Below are 20,504 nucleotides of genomic sequence, written 5' to 3' on the forward strand. Positions count from 1 at the left end.
GCCCGGCTGGTTCACGGCCGGGCCAGGACGCCCGCCACCAGGCTGGTGGTTCGCGGCAGGCGGAACGTTCGAGCGAGGCGGAACACCGCCCGGGTTGGGCGGTGCACCCGCCGGACGTGACGGGCCTTGACCAGGCGTCAGACCAGCAGGCGGCCGCCCAGGGCCGGGCGCGCCGAATCCCGGCCCCCCAGCCCGGGGCGCACCACCCTGCTGCGCCGGGTTCCCGGGGTTCGGGGCCCCAGGCTGCCCAGCGTGAGGCCCAACCACACCCGGCCCCGCCGTCGCACTGGGCCGGGACGTCGACGGCATCCCGTTGGCCGGATTCGCAGGCGAACCGGGGTTGCTCGCGCTCGGAGGCGTCCCCCCGATCGGATTCGCCGTCGTGCCCGGACGCGAGGTGCTGGTAGCGCTGATGGGCGTCCCGCTGGCCGGATTCGCCGTGGCGGCGGGGCGTGCGGGGTTAGCGGGTGTCCCGCTAGCCGGATTCGCGCCGGGGTGAGAGGGGTTGCTCGGCGTCCCCCCGGCCGGGTTCGGCGTTCCGCTAGGGCGTGCGGGGTTGTTCGGCGTTCCGCCGGTGGGGTTCGGCGTTCCGCTGGGGCGTGCGGGGTTGCTCGGTGTGCCGTTGGTGGGGTTTGCCGTCGCCCCCGGTCGTGCGGTGGGGGTTGCGCTGGTGGGGGTCGCCTGGGCGCCGGGGCGTGCGGTGTTGTTCGGCGTTCCGCCCGTGGGGTTTGCAGGCGTGCCGGGGCGTGCGGTGTTGGTTGCGCTGGCTGGGGTTCCGCTGGTGGGCGTCGCCTGCGCGCCGGGGCGCGGGGTGCTCGGCGCTCCTCCGGTCGGGCTGGGCGGGGTGCCGCCGGGCCTGGCCGTGTTGGGTGCGCTCGCCGTGGTGCTGGGGGGTGTTCCGCCGGGCCTGGAGCCGCCGGTCGGGTTCGCTGGTGTGCCCGGGCGGGCGTTGGTGGGGCTTGTCGGCGTTCCGCCGGGGCGGTTGGACGACGGGCCGGAGGTGGGCGGGCCGGGGCGGGACGGGTTCGTGGGGGTCGTCGTGCCGCCGCTGGGGCGCGAAGTCCCGGTCGGGCCCGCTGTGGGGCCTGGCCGCGAGGTGTTGGTCGGGCCGGTGGTGCCGCCGCTGGGCTTGGACGTGCTGCTCGGGCCTGCCGTCGGGCCGGGGCGGGAGGTGCTGGTCGGGCCCGTCGTCCCCCCGGTGGGGCGGGAGGTGGTGGTCGGGCCGGTCGACGGGCCGGGCCGCGATGAGCTGGTGGGGCCGGACGTGCCTCCGGTCGGGCGGGACGTGCCGCTCGGGCTGGCCGTGCCGCCCGACGAGCTGGTGCGGGCGGGACCGCTGCCGCCGCTGGCCTGGGGGGCCGAGTTGCCCAGGCCGTTACCGGACTGACGGACCCGGCTCGCATTCGACTGGTCCGTGTCGCGGGCCGCCTGGGCGGACTGCTTGACCTTCTGGCCGCTGGACTCCGCCGCCACCGCCGCGCGTTCGGCGCCCTGGCGGGCCGTCTTGATTGCCTCGTCGGCCTTCACCATGGCGACCTGGCCGAACACGCCCGCGCTGTTCGCCGACGCGCCGAGGTTCAGCCTGGACGCGATGCCGTTGCTGATCTGGTTGCCACGGTCGGTGATCCGGCTGCCGACGGAGTCGACGGCGTCGGGATCCATCTTGGAGCCCTGGCCGGACGCCATTCCCGGCGAACCGGACCCCGATGACCCGCCCCCGGGCGAGGACCCGCCCGATGACGACCCGTTGTGGCTCCCGCTGGACGAACCCCCCGAGGAACCGCCGTGCCTACGCGACATCAGCCACGATCCACCGGCGCGCGGGACCGAAGCCCGCCTCACCCGACCAGGACGCGCCCGCCCACCGCACCGCGGCGCGGTCGACCCGCGCCTCGGTCGCCATGGTCCCGGACTCCCGCGTCCCCTCGTCGGGCGTCATCACGTGCTACCCCTGTATCCGTCTGGGTGATTGACAGCCACAGGATGGCACAAGTGATCTGCCCCCACGGCGAGAACAGCCGAGATAGTCGCCGACGCCCAGTGACCTCGCGCACGACCAGGGCCATCGCGCCGCGTCCCGGGTGGTGGAGGGCTTGGCTGCTACCCTTCGACCAGCCGAGTGACCGGGTAAAGGTGAACGACCGCAGTGAATCCTTCGGAAGCGACTGACGACGAGCGGCCCGCGAGGATCACGCCGAGGAGCAGGCGGGGGATCCGGACCAAGCAGGCGCTTATCGCGGCGGCGCGTGAGGTTTTCGAGCGGGACGGGTATGTCGAGGCCCGGATCACCGATATCACGAAGGCCGCGGGCGTCGCTTCCGGGTCGTTCTACACCTATTTCAATGACAAGGAAGAGATCTTCGCCGCGCTGGTCGAGGTGGTGCAGGAGGAGATGTTGCACCCCCACCTGCGCGAGCGCACCGGGGAGAGCGATCCTCGGGCGCTCATCGACGCGGCCAACCGGGATTATCTCCAGGCATACAAGCGCAACTCGCGGCTGATGGCCTTGTTCGAGCAGGTCGCCCAGATCAACGAGAAGTTCTCCGAACTCCGCAGGGAACGCGCGGTCGCCTTCGGCAAGCGCAACGCGAAGATGATCAGCGATTTGCAGGAACAGGGCAACGCCGACCCCGAGTTGGATCCCTTCGTGACCGCGCTCGCCCTTTCGGCGATGGTCAGCCGCATGGCGTATATCGTTTATGTCGCCAAAATCCCGATCGGGTTCGAGAAGCTCGTCGGCACTGTGAACCGGATCTGGTTCAACGCGCTCCGCATCGACTCCTGATCCCACGCGCGCCGGTCGGGTGACCGCGCTGTTCGCACCGTAATCAGAGCGCACGCCGCCGCACGCGCTCGTCGGTGTTCGCGAATGCAACTTTCTGAACTTGACGTCAAGCTCAAGTATTGAGTCGTCCGCCGCCGGGCGGTTGCATGGGGTGCCTGCGGTCCCGCGGCCGACGAGCTGGGCGTCGCGTCGGGTGGACCGGGCGAACCCTGCAGAGCGCAAAGGAGCGCACATGAAACACGCGAACAAGGCCCGGATGGTGATCGCCTGCTTGACGGCCGCCTTGCTGCCCGTGACCGGACTCGCCGCCGCCGAGGCGCAGTCAGTAGCGGGAAGGCCAGGAGGCGCAGGAAACCCGGGAGAGATCGTGAGCGCCGAGCCGTCGGCGTTCCGGCTCCCGCCGGGCATCCCGACCGCGACGGCGGCGTGGAAGATCCACTACCGCTCCACGGGCGCGGGCGGGAAGGCGGACATCGTCTCCGGCACCGTGATCGTCCCGCTGGACGGCCGCGACGGCGTCCGCCCGCTGCTCACCTACGCGTTCGGCACGGTGGGCATGGGCGATCAGTGCGCCCCCTCGGCGAAGCTGGCCGACGGCAGCAGCTTCGAGGCGGTGGTCCTCAACGGCGCGCTGGAGCGCGGATGGGCCGTCGTGGTCACCGACTACCAGGGCCTCGGCACGCCCGGCGACCACACCTACATGATCGGGCGGGCCGAGGGCGCCGCCGTGCTCGACGCCGCCCGCGCCGCCCAGCGGCTGCCGGAGGCGCGGCGGGCGGGGGTGGACGCCACGTCGCCCGTCGCGGTCATGGGCTACTCGCAGGGCGGCCAGGCCAGCGGCTGGGCCGCCGAACTCGCCCGCTCCTATGCCCCCGAGCTGCGCGTCAAGGGCGTCGTGAGCGGCGGCGTCCCGGCCGACCTGCTGCGGTTCGCCTCGTCCAGCACGGACAGCAACCTGGCGCTGTCGCTGATGACGGCCATCGGCCACGACGCGGGCTATCCCGAACTCGACCTCGACAGCTACCTCAACGATGACGGCCGCGCGCTCGTCGAGAGCATGCGCAACGGCTGCGTGGTCGAGAACGCGCTCGCCGCGGAGGGCAAGTCCATCGACGAGCTGACCGTGCGCAACCCGCTGGAGGCGCCCGACTGGCGCAGGCGCCTCGGCGACAACCGCCTGGGCGAGCGGGCCGCGGCCGCGCCCGTCTACGTCTACCACGGCACCAACGACACGATCGTCCCGTACGCCATCGGCGAGCAACTGCGCGCCGACTGGTGCGCCCGCGGCGGCGTCGTGCAGTGGCGATCGATCCCCATGGCCGACCACCACACCGCCTACCTGTTCGGCGTGTCGCCTGCGCTGGACTGGCTCGCCGCGCGCTTCGCCGGGTCGCCGACGCGGGGCAACTGCGCCTGACCTGCCGGGCCGGGAACTGAGGAGAGAGATGAGTACCAAGTTGGACGCCACGTCGGCGCGCGAACGGGTGCGCGCCTTCGTGGCCGCCCATCGCGACGTCACCGATCGGGTCGGGTTCCTGCGGGCGCGGTTCGACGCCGGGCTCGCCTGGGTCCACTTCCCCGAGGGTCTCGGCGGCCTCGGCGCCTCCCGCGACCTGCAGGAGGTGGTCGACGCCGAGTTCGCGGGCACGCCGCAGCCGGATCTCGGCAAGCAGGGGGTCGGGCTCGGCATGGCCGCGCCGACGATCCTCGCCTGCGGGACCGACGCGCAGCGCAGGCGCTTCCTCCGGCCACTGTGGACGGGGGAGGAGATCTGGTGCCAGCTGTTCAGCGAGCCCGGCGCGGGGTCGGACCTCGCCGCGGTGGCCACCCGCGCCGTCCGGGACGGTGACGAGTGGGTCGTCGACGGGCAGAAGGTCTGGACCTCCGGCGCGCACCACGCGCGGTGGGGGATCCTGATCGCCAGGACGGACCCGGACGTGCCCAAGCACGCGGGCATGACGTACTTCGTGTGCGACATGGCCGCGCCCGGCGTCGAGGTGCGGCCGCTGCGCCAGATCACCGGCGAGGCCGAGTTCAACGAGGTGTTCCTCAGTTCCGTCCGGCTCGCCGACGACCTGCGCGTCGGCGGGGTGGGGGAGGGGTGGCGGGTCGCCCAGACCACGCTGATGAACGAGCGGGTCGCCATCGGCGGTGAGCCGGTCGAGCCGGGCGGCGGGCCGATCGGGCCGGTGCTTGAGACCTGGCGGACGCGCCCGGACCTGCGCACGCACGACCTCCACCGCCGCCTGCTCGCCCTCTGGGTCGACGCGGAGGCCACCCGGCTGGCGGCGGCGCGCTTCCGCGAGCAGCTCGCCGCCGGGCTGCCCGGGCCGGAGGGGTCGGCGGCCAAGCTGGCCTTCTCGACGCTGAACCAGCGCCTGTCCGGCCTCGACGTCGAGCTGAACCGGGAGGCCGGGCTGCGCTACGACGACTGGACGTTCCGCCGCTCCGACGACGTCGACATGTTCGGCCGCGACGCGGGCTACCGCTACCTGCGGGCGAAGGGCAACTCCATCGAGGGCGGCACGTCGGAGATCCTGCGCACCGTCATCGCCGAACGGGTGCTGGGCCTGCCGCCGGAGCCCAGGACCGACAAGAACGTCCCCTGGAAGGGGCTGCCGCGATGAGCCTGCTCTACACCGAACAGGAACAGGACCTGCGCGACGCCGTGCGCGCGGTGCTTGCCGACCGGTGCTCGGCCAACACCGTCCTCGCGCGCGTCGAGGGCGATCTGCCGTACGACGGGGACCTCTGGCGGGTGCTGGCGCGCGACGTCGGCGTCGCGGGCCTGCTGGTGCCCGAATCGCTCGGCGGCGCGGGGGCGTCGTCGCGGGAGGCGGCCGTGGTGCTGGAGGAGCTGGGCAGGGCCGTCGCGCCGGTCCCGTTCCTCACCAGCGCGGTGCTCGCGACCACGGTGCTGTTGCGCGCTGGAACGAGCGAGGCCGGGAAGATCCTCGGCGACCTGGCGGCGGGCGCCACGACGGCCGCGGTGGCCGTCTCCCTGGCGGCGGACCCGTTCCGGCCCGGGGGGAACGACGTCGTGGCCGAGGACGGCGGGCTCACCGGCGTCGTCCCCTGCGTCGCGGGCGCCGAGGTCGCCGACGTCCTGCTCGTGCCGGTCGGCGACGCCGTTCACGCGGTCACCGAGTTCACTGTGGACACCGACGTGTCGCTGGACCTGACCCGGCCGGTCGCGACGGTCACCCTGCGCGCGGCGCAGTCGGTGCGCGTCGCGGACTCCTCCGACGCGGTCCCGTACGCGCTGGCGTACACGGCGGGCCTGCTCGCCTCCGAGCAGCTCGGCGTCGCGGAGTGGTGTCTGGACACGACCGTGGCCTACGCCAAGGAGCGCACGCAGTTCGCCCGGCCGATCGGGTCGTTCCAGGCGGTCAAGCACCGGCTGGCGGACCTGTGGCTGGACGTCGTGCGCGCCCGTGCGGTCGCCAGGAACGCCGCCGACCAGCTCACCGGCGGCCTGACCGACGCCGCGCGGACGGCGGTGGCGACGGCCCAGGCGTGGTGCTCCCCGGTGGCGGTGCACGCCGCCGAGGAGTGCGTCCAGCTGCACGGCGGCATCGGCATGACGTGGGAGCACCCGGCCCACCTCTACCTCAAGCGCGCCAAGGCGGACTCGATCGCCCTCGGCGCGGCGGGCGACCACCGCGACGCCCTGGCCGGACTGGCAGGCGTTCCCGCGCCTGCCTGACCGCCCGGTGCTCCCTTCCCGCTTGACCCTGCGAGCGGGAAGGGAGCACGCCGTCATCCCGCCGTCGGCGGGGACTCGACAACGCGGGCGATCGCCTCGGCCACGACGATCGGCTTGGCCGCGCCCTCGCGCTCGAAGGTCTGCCGGACCCTGACCTGGATGCCGCCGGGGACCTCGGTGACGGCCAGGATCGTCGAGCGCATCCGGATGCGCGAGCCGACCGGCACGGGGGCGGGGAAGCGCACCGTGTCGTAGCCGTAGTTGAGCGAGTGCGCGAAGCCCTCGAACGAAAGCAGCGCATAGGACATCGCCGGGCCGAGCGAGAGGCTGTAGAGGCCGTGGGCGATCGTGCCGCCGAGCGGGCTCGCGGCCGCCCGTTCGGCGTCGACGTGGATCCACTGCCGGTCGCCGGTCAGCTCGGCGAAGGCGTCGATCCGCTCCTGCGTCACCTCGTGCCAGTCCGTCGGCCCGATCTCGGCTCCGACGAGGCCGCGCAGCTCGGCCAGCGACGACGGCCGCACGGGAAGCGCGCTCGTGTCGATCATCAGTGGTTCTCCTGACTCTTGAAATCGGCCTGCGCGTCCAGTAATACTTGAACTTGACGTCAACCTCAAGTGAGTGGAGGGGTCGCGTGGACCCGTTTCCCGTGTCCGACGCCGCGAAGCGGTACCGGGCCGACCTGCTGGACTTCATGGACGAGTGGGTGTATCCCGCCGAGGCGGTCTACGAGCGGCAGATGCTGGAGTCCGCCGACCCGCACCACCACCCGGCGGTCATGGAGGAGCTGAAGGCCGAGGCGCGCCGCCGCGGGCTGTGGAACCTGTTCCACCCGCACCCGGAGTGGGGCCCGGGACTGACCAACCTGGAGTACGCCCCGCTGGCCGAGATCATGGGCCGCAGCGTCCACTTGGCGCCGGAGGCCTGCAACTGCTCGGCGCCCGACACCGGCAACATGGAAGTGCTCACGCTGTTCGGCACCGACGAGCACAAGGAGAAGTACCTCCGGCCGCTGCTGGACGGGACGATCCGCTCCGCGTTCGCCATGACCGAGCCGGACGTGGCCAGCTCCGACGCCACCAACATCCAGCTGCGCATGGACCGCGACGGCGACGAGTACGTGCTCAACGGCCGAAAGTGGTTCGCCTCCAACGCGATGCACAAGAACTGCGCCGTGCTGATCGTGATGGGCAAAACCGATCCCGACGCCCCCGCGCACCGCCAGCAGTCGATGATGGTCGTCCCGATCGACGCGCCGGGGATCAGCCTCGTCCGCAACCTGCCGGTGTTCGGCTACACCGACCGGGAGGGCCACGCCGAGATCGAGTTCACCGACGTGCGCGTGCCCGCGCGGGACCTGCTCAAGGGCGAGGGCGAGGGCTTCGCCATCAGCCAGGCGCGCCTCGGACCGGGGCGCATTCACCACTGCATGCGCGCGATCGGCATGGCGGAGCGCGCGTTGGAGATGCTGTGCCAGCGCGCGGACTCCCGGGTGACCTTCGGCGCGCCGCTGAGCGAGCGGGCCAACATCCAGGACTGGATCGCCGAGGCCCGCATCGAGATCGAGATGACCAGGCTGCTGACCCTCAAGGCCGCGTGGATGATGGACACGGTCGGCAACAAGGAGGCGCGGACCGAGATCGCCGCCATCAAGATCGCCGCGCCGAGGATGGCGCTGGAGATCGTGGACCGGGCGATCCAGGTGCACGGCGGCGGCGGGGTCACCGACGACTTCCCGCTCGCCAGCGCGTGGGCCCACCTCCGCACGCTGCGCCTGGCCGACGGCCCCGACGAGGTGCACAAGCGCGCGATCGCGCTGTGGGAGCTGCGCAAGCACCGCGAGCCCGGCATGACGAGCGCGTGGACGGGGTCGCGCCCGTGACCGTGCAGGACTTCACCGGCCGCACGGCGGTGGTGACGGGCGGCTCCCGCGGCATCGGGCTCGCCGTGGCGCGCAGGCTCGCCGACGCCGGGGCGAACGTCGTGGTGACCTCCCGCAAGCCGGAGGCGGCCGAGGCCGCCGCCGCGCAGGTGGGCGCGACCGCGGTGGGCTTCGCCGCGCACGCGGCCGACGAGGACGCCGCGCGGCGCTGCGTGGAGTTCGCGGTCGAGCGCTTCGGCGGGCTCGACGTCCTGGTCAACAACGCGGGCACCAACCCGGCGCACGGGCCGCTGGTCGACCAGGACCACGCCCGCTTCGCCAAGACGGTCGACGTCAACCTGTGGGGGCCGCTGCTGTGGACGGCGACCGCGGTGCGGGCGTGGATGGGCGAGCACGGCGGCTCGGTCGTGAACGTCGCCTCCGTCGGCGGCATGACGGTCGAGCCGGGCCTGGGCGTCTACAACGCCACGAAGGCCGCGCTGATCCACCTGACCAGGCAGCTGGCGCTGGAGCTGTCGCCGCGCGTGCGGGTCAACGCGGTAGCGCCCGCGGTCGTCAGGACGCGGCTGGCCGAGGAGCTGTGGCGCGACCACGAGGACCGGCTCAGCGCCGTGTTCGCGCTCGGGCGCATCGGCGAGCCCGACGACGTGGCAGCGTCGGTCGCGTTCCTGGCCTCGGACGCGGCCTCCTGGATCACCGGGGAGACGCTGGTGGTCGACGGCGGCGCGCTGCTCGGCGACGCCACCGCCATGAAGGCGCGGACGGCGGGCGATGGCTGAGGGCGGCTTCGGCATCGACCCCGCCGCGCTCGCGCCGTGGCTGGCCGACATCGGCGTCGAGTTCTCCGGCGAGCTGCGGGTGGAGCGGATCGGGCTCGGCCAGTCGAACCTGACGTTCCGGCTCACGGACGGGGCAGGGCGGCGGTGGGTGCTGCGCAAGCCGCCGCTGGGGCGCTTGCTGTCCTCGGCCCACGACGTCGTCCGCGAGGCGCGCATCCTGACGGCGCTGGAGGACACCGACGTCCCGACGCCCCGGGTGCTCGGCGTGTTCCTCGACGCCGGGGCGCCGCTGGTGCTCATGGAGTTCGTCGACGGCGTCGTGGTCGACGGCCCGGCGGTCGCCGAGGGGCTGAGCCTCCACCGGCGTCGCGCGATCGGGCTGTCCCTCGGCGAGACGCTTGCCCGCGTCCACGCCGTCGACCTCGACCGGGCGGGCCTGGCCGACCTGGCGAGCCGCCGCCCGTACGCCGAGCGCCAGCTCGCGCGGTGGTCGAGGCAGTGGGAGAGGTCCAGGACACGGGAGCTGCCCGCGCTGGAGGCGTTGACCGAGCGGCTTCGCGCCGCGATCCCGGCGCAGCGCGAGACCACGCTCGTCCACGGGGATTTCCACCTGCGCAACGTGATCACGGGGACCGACGGCGAGGTGACGGCGGTCCTGGACTGGGAGCTGTGCACGCTGGGCGACCCGCTGGCCGATCTCGGCACCCTGCTGGCCTACTGGCCGGAGCCCGGCGACGCCGTCGGCGGTGAGCTGTCGGCCTCCGTGCTGCCCGGGTTCCCGCACCGCGACGAGATCGCCAGCGGCTACCTCGACCACACCGGCCGGGACCCGGCGGCCCTCGGGTTCTGGCACGCGCTCGGCCTCTGGAAGGTCGCCATCATCGGCGAGGGCGTCCTGCGCCGCGCCATCGACGACCCCAGGAACCGCGCCGCTGCCGGGACCGCGACCGCCGAGCAGATCACTGCCCTGATCGACTCGGCCACCGAGGTCGCCGACGCCGCCTGCGTCTGACATTTCCACCATTTCGCACGAGGAGTCATTGTGGGACAAGGGAAGACCACTGCGATCGTGACCGGGGGAGCGCGCGGCATCGGCGCGGCGATCGCCCGGCGGCTCGCCTGCGACGGCATGGCCGTCGGCGTCGTCGACCTGACCAAGGAGGCCTGCGCCGCCACCGTCGCGGCCATCACCGGGGCGGGCGGCAGCGCGGTCGCGGTGGGCGCGGACGTCGCGGACGAGGCAGCGGTGGCCAGGGCCGTCGGGACGGTGACCGAGGTGCTCGGCCCGCCGACGGTGCTGGTCAACAACGCGGGCATCATCCGGGACAACCTGCTGTTCAAAATGGACGTCGCGGACTGGGACGCGGTCGTGGCCGTGCACCTGCGCGGGGCGTTCCTGATGTCCAAGGCCGTCCAGGGGCACATGGTCGACGCGCGCTTCGGCCGGATCGTGAACCTGTCGAGCACGTCGGCCCTGGGCAACCGCGGCCAGGCGAACTACGCCGCGGCCAAGGCTGGCCTGCAGGGCTTCACCAAGACGCTGGCCATCGAGCTGGGCCGCTACGGCGTCACCGTGAACGCGATCGCGCCCGGGTTCATCGAGACCGACATGACCGCCGCGACCGCGGAGCGCATGGGCGTCGACTTCGACGAGCTCAAGAAGCTCGCCGTGGAGCGGATCCCGGTCGGTCGCGCGGGCCAGCCGGAGGACATCGCCCACGCCGCGGCGTTCCTGGCCAGCCCTGGAGCCGGGTTCGTGTCCGGGCAGGTCATCTACGTCGCAGGCGGCCCCGCCGCCTGACGGCGGGCCGACGAGGAAGGGAACACCCATGAGGGAAGCGGTCATCGTCTCGACCGCCCGCACGCCGATCGGCCGGGCCTACCGCGGCGCGTTCAACGACACCCAGGCCCAGCACCTTGCCGCGCACGCGATCGCGCACGCGGTGGAGCGGGCGGGGCTCGACGGCGCCGAGATCGAGGACCTGGTCCTCGGCTGCGCGCTGCAACAGGGGTCGTCGGGGCCGAACGTCGCCCGCCAGGCGGCGCTGCGCGCGGGGCTGCCCGCGACCGTCCCGGGGATGACGATCGACCGCCAGTGCTCGTCCGGGCTGATGGCGATCGCGACCGCGGCCAAGCAGGTCGTCCACGACGGCATGGACGTCGTCGTCGCCGGGGGAGTGGAGTCGATCTCGCTGGTGCAGAACGAGCACCTCAACCTCCACCGCGCGTCCGACCCGTGGCTGGTGGCCAACAAACCGGCGATCTACCTGCCGATGCTGCACACCGCCGAGATCGTCGCCGAGCGCTACGGCGTCAGCCGGGAGAGCCAGGACGAGTTCGCCGCGTTCTCCCAGCGGCGCACCGCCGAGGCGCAGGCGGCGGGCCGGTTCGACGAGGAGATCGCGCCGCTGACCGCCGTCCGGTCCGTGGTCGACAAGGAGACCGGCGAGGTCGCCAAGGAGCAGGTGGTCCTCACCCGGGACGAGGGCAACCGGCCGTCGACCACCGTCGAGACCCTGGCCGCCCTGCGCACGGTCCTCCCCGACGGCGAGGTCACGGCCAGGTCGACGGTGACGGCGGGGAACTCCTCGCAGCTCTCCGACGGCGCGTCGGCCGTGGTGCTCATGGAGGCGGGCCAGGCGCAGCGGCGGGGGCTGCGGCCGCTCGGCGTCTACCGGGGCATGGCGGTGGCCGGGTGCGAGCCCGACGAGATGGGCGTGGGGCCGGTGTTCGCGGTGCCGCGGCTGCTCAAGGAGCACGGGCTGACCGTCGACGACATCGGCCTCTGGGAGCTCAACGAGGCGTTCGCCTCCCAGGCGGTGCACTGCCGCGACCAGCTGGGCATCGACCCCGAACGGCTCAACGTCAACGGCGGCGCCATCTCGGTCGGCCACCCGTACGGCATGACCGGGTCGCGGCTCGTCGCCCACGCGCTCATCGAGGGCAGGCGCAGGGGAGCCCGCCACGTCGTGATCACCATGTGCGTCGGGGGCGGCATGGGCGCGGCGGGCCTGTTCGACGTCGCGTGACCGGTACTTGAACTTGACGCAGAATTCAAGTAAGACGGGCATCACCCCGGCGCTGTCCGCCAGGACCTCCGAAGGAGCGGTCATGACCTCACCGCCAACGCAGTCGACGAGAGAGCAAGCGGGCAAGCGCACGCCGGGACAGCGCAGGATGCTGTTCGCGGGCCTGATCGGCAGCTCGATCGAGTGGTACGACTTCTTCATCTACGGGACGGCCGCCGCGCTGGTCTTCCCCGCCGTGTTCTTCCCGCAGGCGTCGGCGATGACCGGCGTGCTGCTGTCGTTCAGCACGTTCTGGGCCGGTTTCGTGGCCCGCCCGCTCGGCGGCGTGATCGCCGGGCACCTCGGCGACCGCCACGGGCGCAAGAAGGTCGTGGTCGCGTCCCTGGTCGCGATGGGGCTCGGCACGTTCCTCATCGGCTGCCTGCCCGGCGCGGGCACGATCGGGGTGCTCGCGCCGATCCTGCTGGTGGCCCTGCGCTTCGTGCAGGGCGTGGCGTGCGGGGCGCAGTGGGGCGGCATCGTCCTGCTGCTCACCGAGTCCGCATCGCCCAAGCGCAAGGGCTTCGCGGGCACCTTCGGGCAGATGGGCGTCTCGTTCGGCGTCTTCATCGGCAACGCCGCGTTCCTGGTGGTGGCCCGGACCATGTCGGAGTCCGCGTTCCTCAGCTGGGGCTGGCGCGTCCCGTTCCTGGCCAGCGCGCTGATGTTCCCGGTCGCGCTCTACATCCAGGCCAAGGTCGAGGACTCGCGGGAGTTCCGCGAGCTGGCCGCGGCCAGGAAGTCCCAGGACGACGTAGTCCGGGCGCCGGTGTCGGAGGCGATCAGGAACCACTGGCGCACGATCCTGCTGGCCGCGGGCCTGCTCGCGGGCACCAACGCGCTGTTCTACATCGGCATCGCGGGCGTGGTCAGCTACGCCACGACGGCGCTGCACCTGAGCCGCGACGCCATCCTGTCGATCTCGCTGCCGATCGCGCTGGTGAGCGCCGTGGTGGTGCTGTGGGCGGGCAGGCTGTCCGACCGCTTCGGCCGCAGGCCGGTGGTGCTGGCGGGCGCCGCGCTGATCGTGGTGTGGGCGTTCCCGTACTTCTGGCTGGTCGACACCGGCTCCCTGACGGCCATCGCCGTCGCCGTGGCCGTCGGGTCGCTCGGCCAGTCGCTGACGTACGGCCCGCTGGCCGCCTACATCGGCGAACTGCTGGCGCCCGGCATCCGCTACTCCGGGGTGTCGCTGGCCTACCAGCTGGCGTCGGTCACCGTCAGCGGCGGCACCCCGTTCATCATGACCGCGATCATCTCCGAGACCGGCTCGACGGCCCTCGTCTCGGCGTACATCGCGGCCATGGGGCTCATCACCCTCGTCTGCGCCTGGGTGCTGGCCGAGACCAACCCCGCCGCCGTGCGCGCCGACCCGCACGCGGTCCCCGGTCCACCCGCCCGTCCCGGCGTCCGCACGGTCTGATCAGAGAGGCATCACCCCCATGAAGCAGGAAACCAAGCAGGGCGAGACCGTGCTGGCGGTCCGCCGCGGCCCGGTGCTCGTGCTGACGCTGAACCGGCCCGACCGGCTCAACGCCTGGAACGACGAGCTCGAACGGCGCTACTTCGCGCTCCTCGACGAGGCCGAGGCCGACCCCGGGGTCCGCGCGATCGTGGTGACCGGGGCGGGCCGGGGCTTCTGCGCGGGCGCGGACATGGCGGACCTCCAGCGGATCGGCGCCGACGAGATCGACTCGGTCGAGCGGCCCCGGCCGAGGACCTTCCCGATGACCGTGCGCAAGCCGCTGATCGCCGCGATCAACGGCGCGGCCGCCGGGCTCGGGCTGGTGGAGGCCCTGTACTGCGACATCCGGTTCGCCACGCCCACGGCGAAGCTGACCACCGCGTTCGTCCGGCGCGGCCTGATCGCCGAGTACGGGATGGCCTGGCTGCTGCCCCGGCTCGTCGGCACCAGCACGGCGCTCGACCTGCTGATGTCCGGTCGCGTGGTCACCGGCGAGGAGGCGCGCGCGCTCGGCCTGGTCGACCGCGTGGTCGAGCCGGACGCGCTGCTCGACGCCGCCGTGGACTACGCGACCGAGCTGGCGACGCTGTGCTCGCCGGAGTCGATGCGGATCATCAAGGAGCAGGTCCGCGCCGCGCTGGACTCGGAGTTCGCCGACGCGGTCGCCGAGGCCGACCGGCTGATGGTCGAGTCGTTCCGGCACCCGGACGCGGCCGAGGGCGTGGCGAGCTACCTGGCGAACCGGCCGCCCGCGTTCCGGCCGCTGGCCCCCCGGTGACGGGATGCCGAACACAGCCGAAGCCCTCTGGCGGCACGCGAGCGCCACACCCGACCGCGTCGCGCTCCTCGGGGGCGGCGACGTGTGGACCTACCGGGAGCTGCGCGACCGCGTCGCCGCCGTCGCGGGCCACCTGCGCGAGGTCGGCGTGCGGCCGGGCGATCGCGTGCTGCTGGTGGCACCGTCCGTGCCCGAGTTCGTCGGCGCGTACTACGGCGTCCACGCCGTGGGAGCCATCGCCGTCACGGCGAACACGATGTCGACCGGGCCCGAGCTGGAGCACATCGGCACGGACGCGGGCGTGGTGTTCGTCCTGAGCTGGGACGGGGTCGGGCAGGCGCCGGGGAGGGCGGCCGAGGCGCTGGGCGTCCCGTGCCTGCCGCTCGTCCCCGGCCTGGTCGGCTTCGACCGCGGCGGCGCGGTCGAGACGCCGCCCGCGACCCCGGCGGACGCCACGGCCGCAATCCTCTACACCTCGGGCACGACCGGACGTCCGAAGGGCGCCCAGCTGACCCACGGCAACCTGGAGGCGTCCGGCGCGATCCTGCGCGCGAGCCACGGCATCACCGCCGCCGACCGGGGCGCGACCGCGCTGCCGCTGTTCCACGTGTACGGGCAGGCGTGCGTCATGAACGTCGCGATGCAGGCCGGGGCGAGCCTGGCGCTGCTGGCGCGGTTCGAGCCCTCGGCCATGCTGTCGCTGCTGCGGGAGACGGAACCGACCTTCCTCGCGGGGGTGCCGACCATGTGGAACGCGCTCCTGCACGCCGCGGGGGCGGGCGGGGCCGGGGAGTTCGCCGGACTGCGCCACGCCTCGTCCGGCGGGGCCTCCCTGCCCGCGGAGGTCATGCGCGCCTTCGAGGAGCGGTTCGGGTGCGCGATCCTGGAGGCGTACGGGCTGACGGAGACGTGCGGGGCGGCGACCTATCAGGACCCCGGCAGGCCCTATAAGCCCGGACATGTGGGCATTCCGCTGCCTGGGTGCGCCATCGCCATCCGGGACGAGGGCGGGGCCGACCTCCCGGCTGGCGAGGTCGGCGAGGTCCACATCAGCGGGCCGGTCGTGATGAAGGGGTACTGGAACCGCCCCGACGCCACGGCCGAGGTCCTGCGCGACGGCTGGCTCCGCACGGGCGACCTCGGGACCCTGGACGCCGACGGCGACCTGCGGATCGTCGACCGCAAGAAGGACATGATGATTCGGGGCGGCTACAACGTCTATCCAAGCGAGGTCGAGGAGGTCCTGTACGGGCATCCGGACATCGTGGAGGCCGCGGTGGTCAGCGTGCCTGATGACCACTACGGGGAGGAGGTGGCCGCGGTCATCACCCTGCGGCCGGGCGCCGAACTCGCCACCGAGGACCTGCGCGCGTGGGCGAAGGAACGGCTGTCGGCCTACAAGGTCCCGCACCTGGTGGCCGTGGTCGACGAACTCCCCAAGGGGCCGACGGGCAAGATCCTCAAACGGGCGATCGACCGGACCGTGTTCAGCCGCTGACCCGGGGGTCGCGCCTGGTGCGGGCGCGGATGTGGATGCGCTCACCCTGCTTGCCGAAGAGGCTGAGCACCTCCACGTCCGCCCGCCCGGCGGCGCCGAACCAGTGCGGCGTCCGGCAGTCGAACTCGGCGGCCTCGCCGGGACCCAGCACCACGTCCTGGTCGCCCAGCATGACCCGGAGACGACCGCGCAGCACGTAGAGCCATTCGTACCCGGCGTGCGTGCGCAGCCGAGGCTCGGCGTCCTCGGGCGGGATGATCATCTTGTAGGCGCGCGGCTCGCTCTGCTGCCGGGTCAGCGGGATCAGCACCCGACCGTCCACCCGCGCCGACGTCTGCGGCACCCGAGGATCCACGACCCGGGGCGCGGACACGATCTCGTCGAGCCGCAGCCCGAGCGCGGCGGTGATCGGCAACAGCAACTCAAGACTGGGACGGCGCTGCCCGGACTCCAACCGCGACAGGGTGCTGGTGGAGATACCGGTGGTGCGGCTGAGTTCGGCCAGCGTCACCCCCTTCTTTTCCCGAGCACGCCGCAGACGGGGCGCGATCTGGTCGATCGCCGCGGCGACGGTGGGCTGGTCCTCCATGGGCCCCAGTCCACCACCCTGTCCCGATTTCGGCAAGAACGTTTGCCGGAACCGCCCGACACTGCGGATGCTGCGGGCGGAGGTGATGACCATGGATTCCCCATGGGACAGGGACGTTCCGGGCGCGGCCGCCGTCTCCAGGCGCGCGGCCGGAGCCGGGACAGCGCCAGCCCGCACCGCGCGGAGCGGCTCGCCCGGACCATCGCTGCGCCCGGCGAGGACCGACGCCACCGGCAGGGCAGGAGAAGCCAGGGTGCGCGTGGTCCACGCGCCGAACGTCCGCTCGGTGGCCTGCTCATCGAGCAGGCGGGGCGAAGGCGAGTGTGGTCGGCGTGGCGGGCCGATGCTCGTATGGCGAAGGAGCCAGCCGATGAGCGCGGTCGTCGGCGAGGTGCAGGCCGCCGGGCGGTGGCCGGTTGGGGTGTATCTGTTGTCCTACAACCTGTTTGCGGTGGGCAGTGCCGGGTTCTTGATGGTGGGTGTCTTCCCGGTGGGCGCTGCTCGTCGGGCAGGTGAGGTGAGGGGGTGTGTGGTCGGTGTCGGCGGGTCGTCGTTGGGGTGGCGAAGGAGCCGGTGGGTGAGCGCGGTCGTCGGGGAGGTGCGGGTTGGCGACCGGTTGTCCGTTGGGTTGCACCTGTTGTCGTTCGGTCTGTTTGCGGTGGGCAGTGCCGGGTTCTTGATTGCGGGTGTCTTCCCGGTGGGCGCTGCTCGTCGGGCAGGTGGGGCGGAGGGGTGTGTGGTTGGTGTTGGCGGGTCGTCGTTGGGGTGGCGAAGGAGCCGGTGGGTGAGCGTGGTCGTCGGCGAGGTGTGGGTTGGCAATCGGTTGCCGGTGGGGGTGTATCTGTTGCCCCTCGGTCTGTTTGCGGTGGGTAGCGCCGAGTTTCTGATGGCGGGCGTCCGCTCGGGGTGCGGCGTTGCTCTCCCGGCAGGTGGGGCGAAGGTGCGTGTGGTCGGCGTCGCGGGTCGTTGCTCGGATGGGGAAGGGGTCGGTCGGTGAGTGCGGTTGTCGGTGGGGTGCGGGTTGGCGGGCGGTTGCCGGTGGGGGTGTATCTGTTGTCGTTCAGCCTGTTCGCGATGGGTTCGGCTGAGTTCCTGATGGCGGGAGTCCTCCCCGCGGTGGCCAGCGATCTTGGTGTTTCGCTGTCCTCGGCGGGCTGGCTGATCACCGCGTTCGCGCTGGGGGGTCGTCGTCGGGGGGCCGCCGTTCGCTGTGCTTAGTCTGGGGTGGCCTCGGCGTACGACGCTGCTGGTCACGCAGCTCGTCTTCGCCGTTGCCGTGGCGGTTGGGCTGGTTGCTGATCACTGGGTGTTGCTGGTCACCCGGTTCGTGGCCGGGCTCGCCTACGCCGGGTTCTTCGCCGTGGCCGCGGTGACCGCCATCGGGCTGGTCACGCCGGACCGCAACGCCCGTGCCTCAGGGGTGGTCGTCAGCGGGCTCAGCGTCGCCATGGTCGCGGGCGGCCCGGCGGGCACGCTGCTCAGCCACCTCACGGACTGGCGGGGCGGGTTCTGGGGCGTGGTCGTCCTGACCCTCGCGGGCGCGGTCGCCTGCGCGGTCGGGTTGCCCGCCACGCGACCCGCGGCCGCGCCGAGCCTTGCCGGGGAACTGGCCACGATGCGGAAGCCGCGCCTGTGGGGCGTCTACGCGACCACCATCCTGAGCACGGCCGCGTACATGATCTCCTTCAACTACCTCGCGGCGGTCCTCGCCGACGTCACCGGCATCGCGGAGGCGTGGGTCCCGGGCGTGCTCGCGCTGTTCGGGGTCGGCGCGTTCGTCGGCCTGTCGGTCGGCGGGCGGGTCGCCGACCGGCGGCCGCACCACGCGCTCGTCGGCGGTGCGGTCGGCGTCGCGGTCCTCTCCGCGCTCCTCGCGGTGCTCGCCGAGCACCCGGTGGTCGTCGTGCCGGTCGTCTTCCTGCTCGGGATCGCGGCCTTCGTGCTCAATCCCGCCCTCTACGGGCGGGTGTTCGCCATCGCCGCGGCCGCGCCGACCCTCGCGGGCGCCACCACCGTCTCCGCGTTCCAGCTCGGCATCAGCCTCACCCCGGTCTTCGCCGCCACGGCGCTCGACCTGGGCGCCCCGGTGACCGCCGTGTCGTGGATCGGCGGAATCCTGGCCTTGGCCACGATCCCGCTCATCCTCATCGACCGGACGGCCCGGCCGTGACCTCAGCCGCCCCGCAGCAGAGTCTCGAACGACGGCGTGCCGCCGAAGGGCCCGTCGAGCCCCTTGTCCGGGGCCGCCTGCCGACGCCCGGCCATGAGGTCGGCCAGCTCGCCCGCCGCCCGGTCGATCCGGGTGGCCAGCGCCCGGTCGACGCCGCCGTCGCCGCCCCAGTCCTCCGGGGCCGCGAAGACCCCGGTGGGGACGGCGATGGCGCGCAGGTAGGCGAACAGCGGCCGCATGGCGTGCTCGACCACCAGCGAGTGCCGGGCCGTGCCCGCGGTCGCGGCCAGCAGGACGGGCTTGCCGACCAGCGTCTCCTTGTCCAGCACGTCGAAGAAGGTCTTGAACAGGCCGCTGTAGGAGGCGGAGAACACCGGGGTGACGGCGATGACGCCGTCGGCCCCGGCGACCGCGTCGATCGCGCCCCGCAGCGACTCGGTGGCGAAACCCGTCACCAGGTTGTCGGCGAGGGCGCGGGCGTGGTCGCGCAGCTCGACGACCTCGACGGCCGGGTCGCCGCCCCGCTCGCGCAGGGCGGCGGCCGTCGCGGCGGCGAGCCGGTCGGCCAGCAGCCGGGTGGACGAGGGCACGCTCAGCCCGGCGCTGACGACGGCGAGGGTGCTCATCGGACCTCGACCTCCTCGGTGACCTGCCCGGTGACGCCGTCCGCCGCCGCGTACACGGTGGCGTCCTTCGCCCCGCCCTTGGCCGCGACGCGCGCGGCGTGCGTGGGGGCGTCGGGGACGTGCGCGGGCCTGCGCGCGGCGAACTCCTTGCGCAGCACCGGCACGACCTCCTCGCCCAGCAGGTCCAGCTGTTCGAGCACCGTCTTCAGCGGCAGCCCGGCGTGGTCGATGAGGAACAGCTGGCGCTGGTAGTCGCCGACGTAGTCGCGGAAGCCCAGCGTCCGCTCGATGACCTGCTGCGGGCTCCCGACGGTCAGCGGCGTCTCCCGGCTGAACTCCTCCAGCGACGGGCCGTGGCCGTAGACCGGCGCGTTGTCGAAGTACGGCCGGAACTCCCGCACGGCGTCCTGGCTGTTCTTGCGCAGGAACACCTGTCCGCCCAGGCCGACGATGGCCTGGTCGGCCGAGCCGTGGCCGTAGTGCTCGAACCGGCGGCGGTAGAACTCCACCATCCGCTGGGTGTGCTCCGGGGGCCAGAAGATGTGGTTGTGGAAGAAGCCGTCGCCGTAGTACGCGGCCTGCTCGGCGATCTCCGGGGACCGGATCGAGCCGTGCCACACGAACGGCGCGACGCCGTCCAGCGGCCGCGGCGTCGAGGTGAAGCTCTGCAGCGGCGTGCGGAACTTGCCGGACCAGTCGACGACGTCCTCGTCCCACAGCTTGCGCAGCAGCGCGTAGTTCTCGATCGCCAGCGGGATGCCGTTGCGGATGTCCTGGCCGAACCAGGGGTAGACCGGGCCGGTGTTGCCCCGGCCCAGCATCAGGTCCACTCGGCCGTCGGCCAGGTGCTGCAGCATCGCGTAGTCCTCGGCGATCTTCACCGGGTCGTTGGTGGTGATCAGCGTCGTCGCCGTCGACAGGCGCAGGCGCGAGGTCCGCGCGGCGATGTAGGCCAGCGTCGTGGTCGGGGAGGACGAGAAGAACGGCGGGTTGTGGTGCTCGCCCAGGGCGAAGACGTCCAGCCCGACCTCCTCGGTCTTGCGCGCGATCGCCAGGACCGCCTTGATCCGCTCCGCCTCCGACGGCGTGCGGCCCGTCGTGGGGTCGGTGGTGATGTCACTGACCGAGAAGACACCGAACTCCATCTCATCCTCCAAGTAG

The 20,504-nt window shown here is 72.8% G+C and carries 21 protein-coding genes; 16 read left to right on the forward strand and 5 right to left on the reverse strand.

Annotated features, from left to right (window positions below; translation table 11 throughout):
• Positions 1-781 precede the first annotated feature (781 nt).
• The gene (locus IEY98_RS22675) at positions 782-1,387 is read left to right on the forward strand and encodes a hypothetical protein (protein ID WP_189212635.1); all 606 of its coding nucleotides are present in this window, start codon (positions 782-784) and stop codon (positions 1,385-1,387) included.
• 402 nt (positions 1,388-1,789) lie between these two features.
• On the opposite strand, the gene IEY98_RS22680 is transcribed toward IEY98_RS22675, so the two are convergent.
• On the reverse strand, positions 1,790-1,939 hold the full coding sequence (locus IEY98_RS22680; protein WP_189212636.1) for a hypothetical protein: 150 nt from the start codon (positions 1,937-1,939) through the stop codon (positions 1,790-1,792).
• A gap of 207 nt (positions 1,940-2,146) precedes the next feature.
• Here IEY98_RS22680 and IEY98_RS22685 point away from each other — a divergent pair, with 207 nt between their 5' ends.
• The 4 genes from IEY98_RS22685 to IEY98_RS22700 all read left to right on the forward strand — a co-directional run bounded on the left by IEY98_RS22685 (position 2,147) and on the right by IEY98_RS22700 (position 6,491).
• The gene (locus IEY98_RS22685) at positions 2,147-2,785 is read left to right on the forward strand and encodes a TetR/AcrR family transcriptional regulator (protein WP_229787239.1); all 639 of its coding nucleotides are present in this window, start codon (positions 2,147-2,149) and stop codon (positions 2,783-2,785) included.
• Positions 2,786-3,017: 232 nt separating this feature from the next.
• Positions 3,018-4,202: a lipase family protein gene (locus IEY98_RS22690; protein WP_189212637.1), complete on the forward strand. Its 1,185-nt coding sequence runs from the start codon at positions 3,018-3,020 to the stop codon at positions 4,200-4,202.
• 28 nt (positions 4,203-4,230) lie between these two features.
• Positions 4,231-5,412, forward strand: coding sequence for an acyl-CoA dehydrogenase family protein (locus IEY98_RS22695; protein WP_189212638.1), 1,182 nt, complete (start codon positions 4,231-4,233; stop codon positions 5,410-5,412).
• Positions 5,409-6,491 (forward strand): acyl-CoA dehydrogenase family protein, encoded by a 1,083-nt coding sequence (locus IEY98_RS22700; RefSeq protein WP_189212639.1) that lies wholly within the window; start codon positions 5,409-5,411, stop codon positions 6,489-6,491. The genes IEY98_RS22695 and IEY98_RS22700 overlap by 4 nt, the downstream gene beginning before the upstream one ends.
• Positions 6,492-6,544: 53 nt before the next feature.
• Here IEY98_RS22700 and IEY98_RS22705 read toward each other — a convergent pair whose 3' ends face one another.
• Positions 6,545-7,036: a MaoC family dehydratase gene (locus IEY98_RS22705; protein ID WP_189212640.1), complete on the reverse strand. Its 492-nt coding sequence runs from the start codon at positions 7,034-7,036 to the stop codon at positions 6,545-6,547.
• A gap of 146 nt (positions 7,037-7,182) precedes the next feature.
• On the opposite strand from IEY98_RS22705, the gene IEY98_RS22710 reads away from it, so the two are divergent.
• The 8 genes from IEY98_RS22710 (at position 7,183) to IEY98_RS22745 (ending at position 15,958) form a co-directional block, all read left to right on the forward strand.
• Positions 7,183-8,370, forward strand: a complete 1,188-nt coding sequence (locus tag IEY98_RS22710; RefSeq protein ID WP_229787340.1) for an acyl-CoA dehydrogenase family protein — start codon at positions 7,183-7,185, stop codon at positions 8,368-8,370.
• 2 nt (positions 8,371-8,372) lie between these two features.
• Positions 8,373-9,149: an SDR family oxidoreductase gene (locus IEY98_RS22715; RefSeq protein ID WP_373292440.1), complete on the forward strand. Its 777-nt coding sequence runs from the start codon at positions 8,373-8,375 to the stop codon at positions 9,147-9,149.
• Positions 9,142-10,161 carry a phosphotransferase family protein gene (locus IEY98_RS22720; RefSeq protein ID WP_189212643.1) on the forward strand — a complete coding sequence of 340 codons (1,020 nt, stop codon included), beginning with the start codon at positions 9,142-9,144 and terminating at the stop codon, positions 10,159-10,161. The genes IEY98_RS22715 and IEY98_RS22720 overlap by 8 nt, the downstream gene beginning before the upstream one ends.
• A 27-nt stretch (positions 10,162-10,188) precedes the next feature.
• A complete protein-coding gene (fabG, locus tag IEY98_RS22725) occupies positions 10,189-10,950 on the forward strand; it encodes a 3-oxoacyl-ACP reductase FabG (protein ID WP_373292442.1) in 762 nt (253 codons plus the stop codon).
• A gap of 28 nt (positions 10,951-10,978) precedes the next feature.
• Positions 10,979-12,178 (forward strand): acetyl-CoA C-acyltransferase, encoded by a 1,200-nt coding sequence (locus IEY98_RS22730; protein ID WP_189212645.1) that lies wholly within the window; start codon positions 10,979-10,981, stop codon positions 12,176-12,178.
• Between the two features lie 82 nt (positions 12,179-12,260).
• The gene (locus tag IEY98_RS22735) at positions 12,261-13,640 is read left to right on the forward strand and encodes an MFS transporter (RefSeq protein WP_189212646.1); all 1,380 of its coding nucleotides are present in this window, start codon (positions 12,261-12,263) and stop codon (positions 13,638-13,640) included.
• Positions 13,641-13,659: 19 nt separating this feature from the next.
• Complete coding sequence (locus tag IEY98_RS22740) at positions 13,660-14,460, forward strand: enoyl-CoA hydratase-related protein (RefSeq protein WP_189212647.1); 801 nt, start codon at positions 13,660-13,662, stop codon at positions 14,458-14,460.
• 4 nt (positions 14,461-14,464) lie between these two features.
• On the forward strand, positions 14,465-15,958 hold the full coding sequence (locus IEY98_RS22745; protein ID WP_189212648.1) for a class I adenylate-forming enzyme family protein: 1,494 nt from the start codon (positions 14,465-14,467) through the stop codon (positions 15,956-15,958).
• On the opposite strand, the gene IEY98_RS22750 is transcribed toward IEY98_RS22745, so the two are convergent.
• Positions 15,948-16,547 (reverse strand): helix-turn-helix domain-containing protein, encoded by a 600-nt coding sequence (locus tag IEY98_RS22750; protein ID WP_189212649.1) that lies wholly within the window; start codon positions 16,545-16,547, stop codon positions 15,948-15,950. The genes IEY98_RS22745 and IEY98_RS22750 overlap by 11 nt on opposite strands.
• A gap of 370 nt (positions 16,548-16,917) precedes the next feature.
• On the opposite strand from IEY98_RS22750, the gene IEY98_RS22755 reads away from it, so the two are divergent.
• From IEY98_RS22755 to IEY98_RS22760, 3 genes are read left to right on the forward strand one after another with little or no spacing between them, the layout of a single operon-like run.
• A complete protein-coding gene (locus IEY98_RS22755) occupies positions 16,918-17,544 on the forward strand; it encodes a hypothetical protein (RefSeq protein ID WP_189212989.1) in 627 nt (208 codons plus the stop codon).
• Positions 17,541-17,765, forward strand: a complete 225-nt coding sequence (locus IEY98_RS33315; protein ID WP_308425918.1) for a hypothetical protein — start codon at positions 17,541-17,543, stop codon at positions 17,763-17,765. The genes IEY98_RS22755 and IEY98_RS33315 overlap by 4 nt, the downstream gene beginning before the upstream one ends.
• Positions 17,758-18,717, forward strand: coding sequence for an MFS transporter (locus tag IEY98_RS22760; RefSeq protein WP_308425919.1), 960 nt, complete (start codon positions 17,758-17,760; stop codon positions 18,715-18,717). The genes IEY98_RS33315 and IEY98_RS22760 overlap by 8 nt, the downstream gene beginning before the upstream one ends.
• 2 nt (positions 18,718-18,719) lie before the next feature.
• Here the strand turns inward: IEY98_RS22760 and IEY98_RS22765 are convergent, their stop codons facing one another.
• Both IEY98_RS22765 and IEY98_RS22770 read right to left on the reverse strand, forming a co-directional pair.
• The gene (locus IEY98_RS22765) at positions 18,720-19,343 is read right to left on the reverse strand and encodes a CE1759 family FMN reductase (RefSeq protein ID WP_189212650.1); all 624 of its coding nucleotides are present in this window, start codon (positions 19,341-19,343) and stop codon (positions 18,720-18,722) included.
• A complete protein-coding gene (locus IEY98_RS22770; protein WP_189212651.1) occupies positions 19,340-20,488 on the reverse strand; it encodes an LLM class flavin-dependent oxidoreductase in 1,149 nt (382 codons plus the stop codon). Before IEY98_RS22770 ends, IEY98_RS22765 begins: the two co-directional genes overlap by 4 nt.
• Positions 20,489-20,504 lie beyond the last annotated feature (16 nt).

This window comes from Actinokineospora fastidiosa, from assembly GCF_014648415.1.
Classification (GTDB): Bacteria; Actinomycetota; Actinomycetes; order Mycobacteriales; family Pseudonocardiaceae; genus Actinokineospora; species Actinokineospora fastidiosa.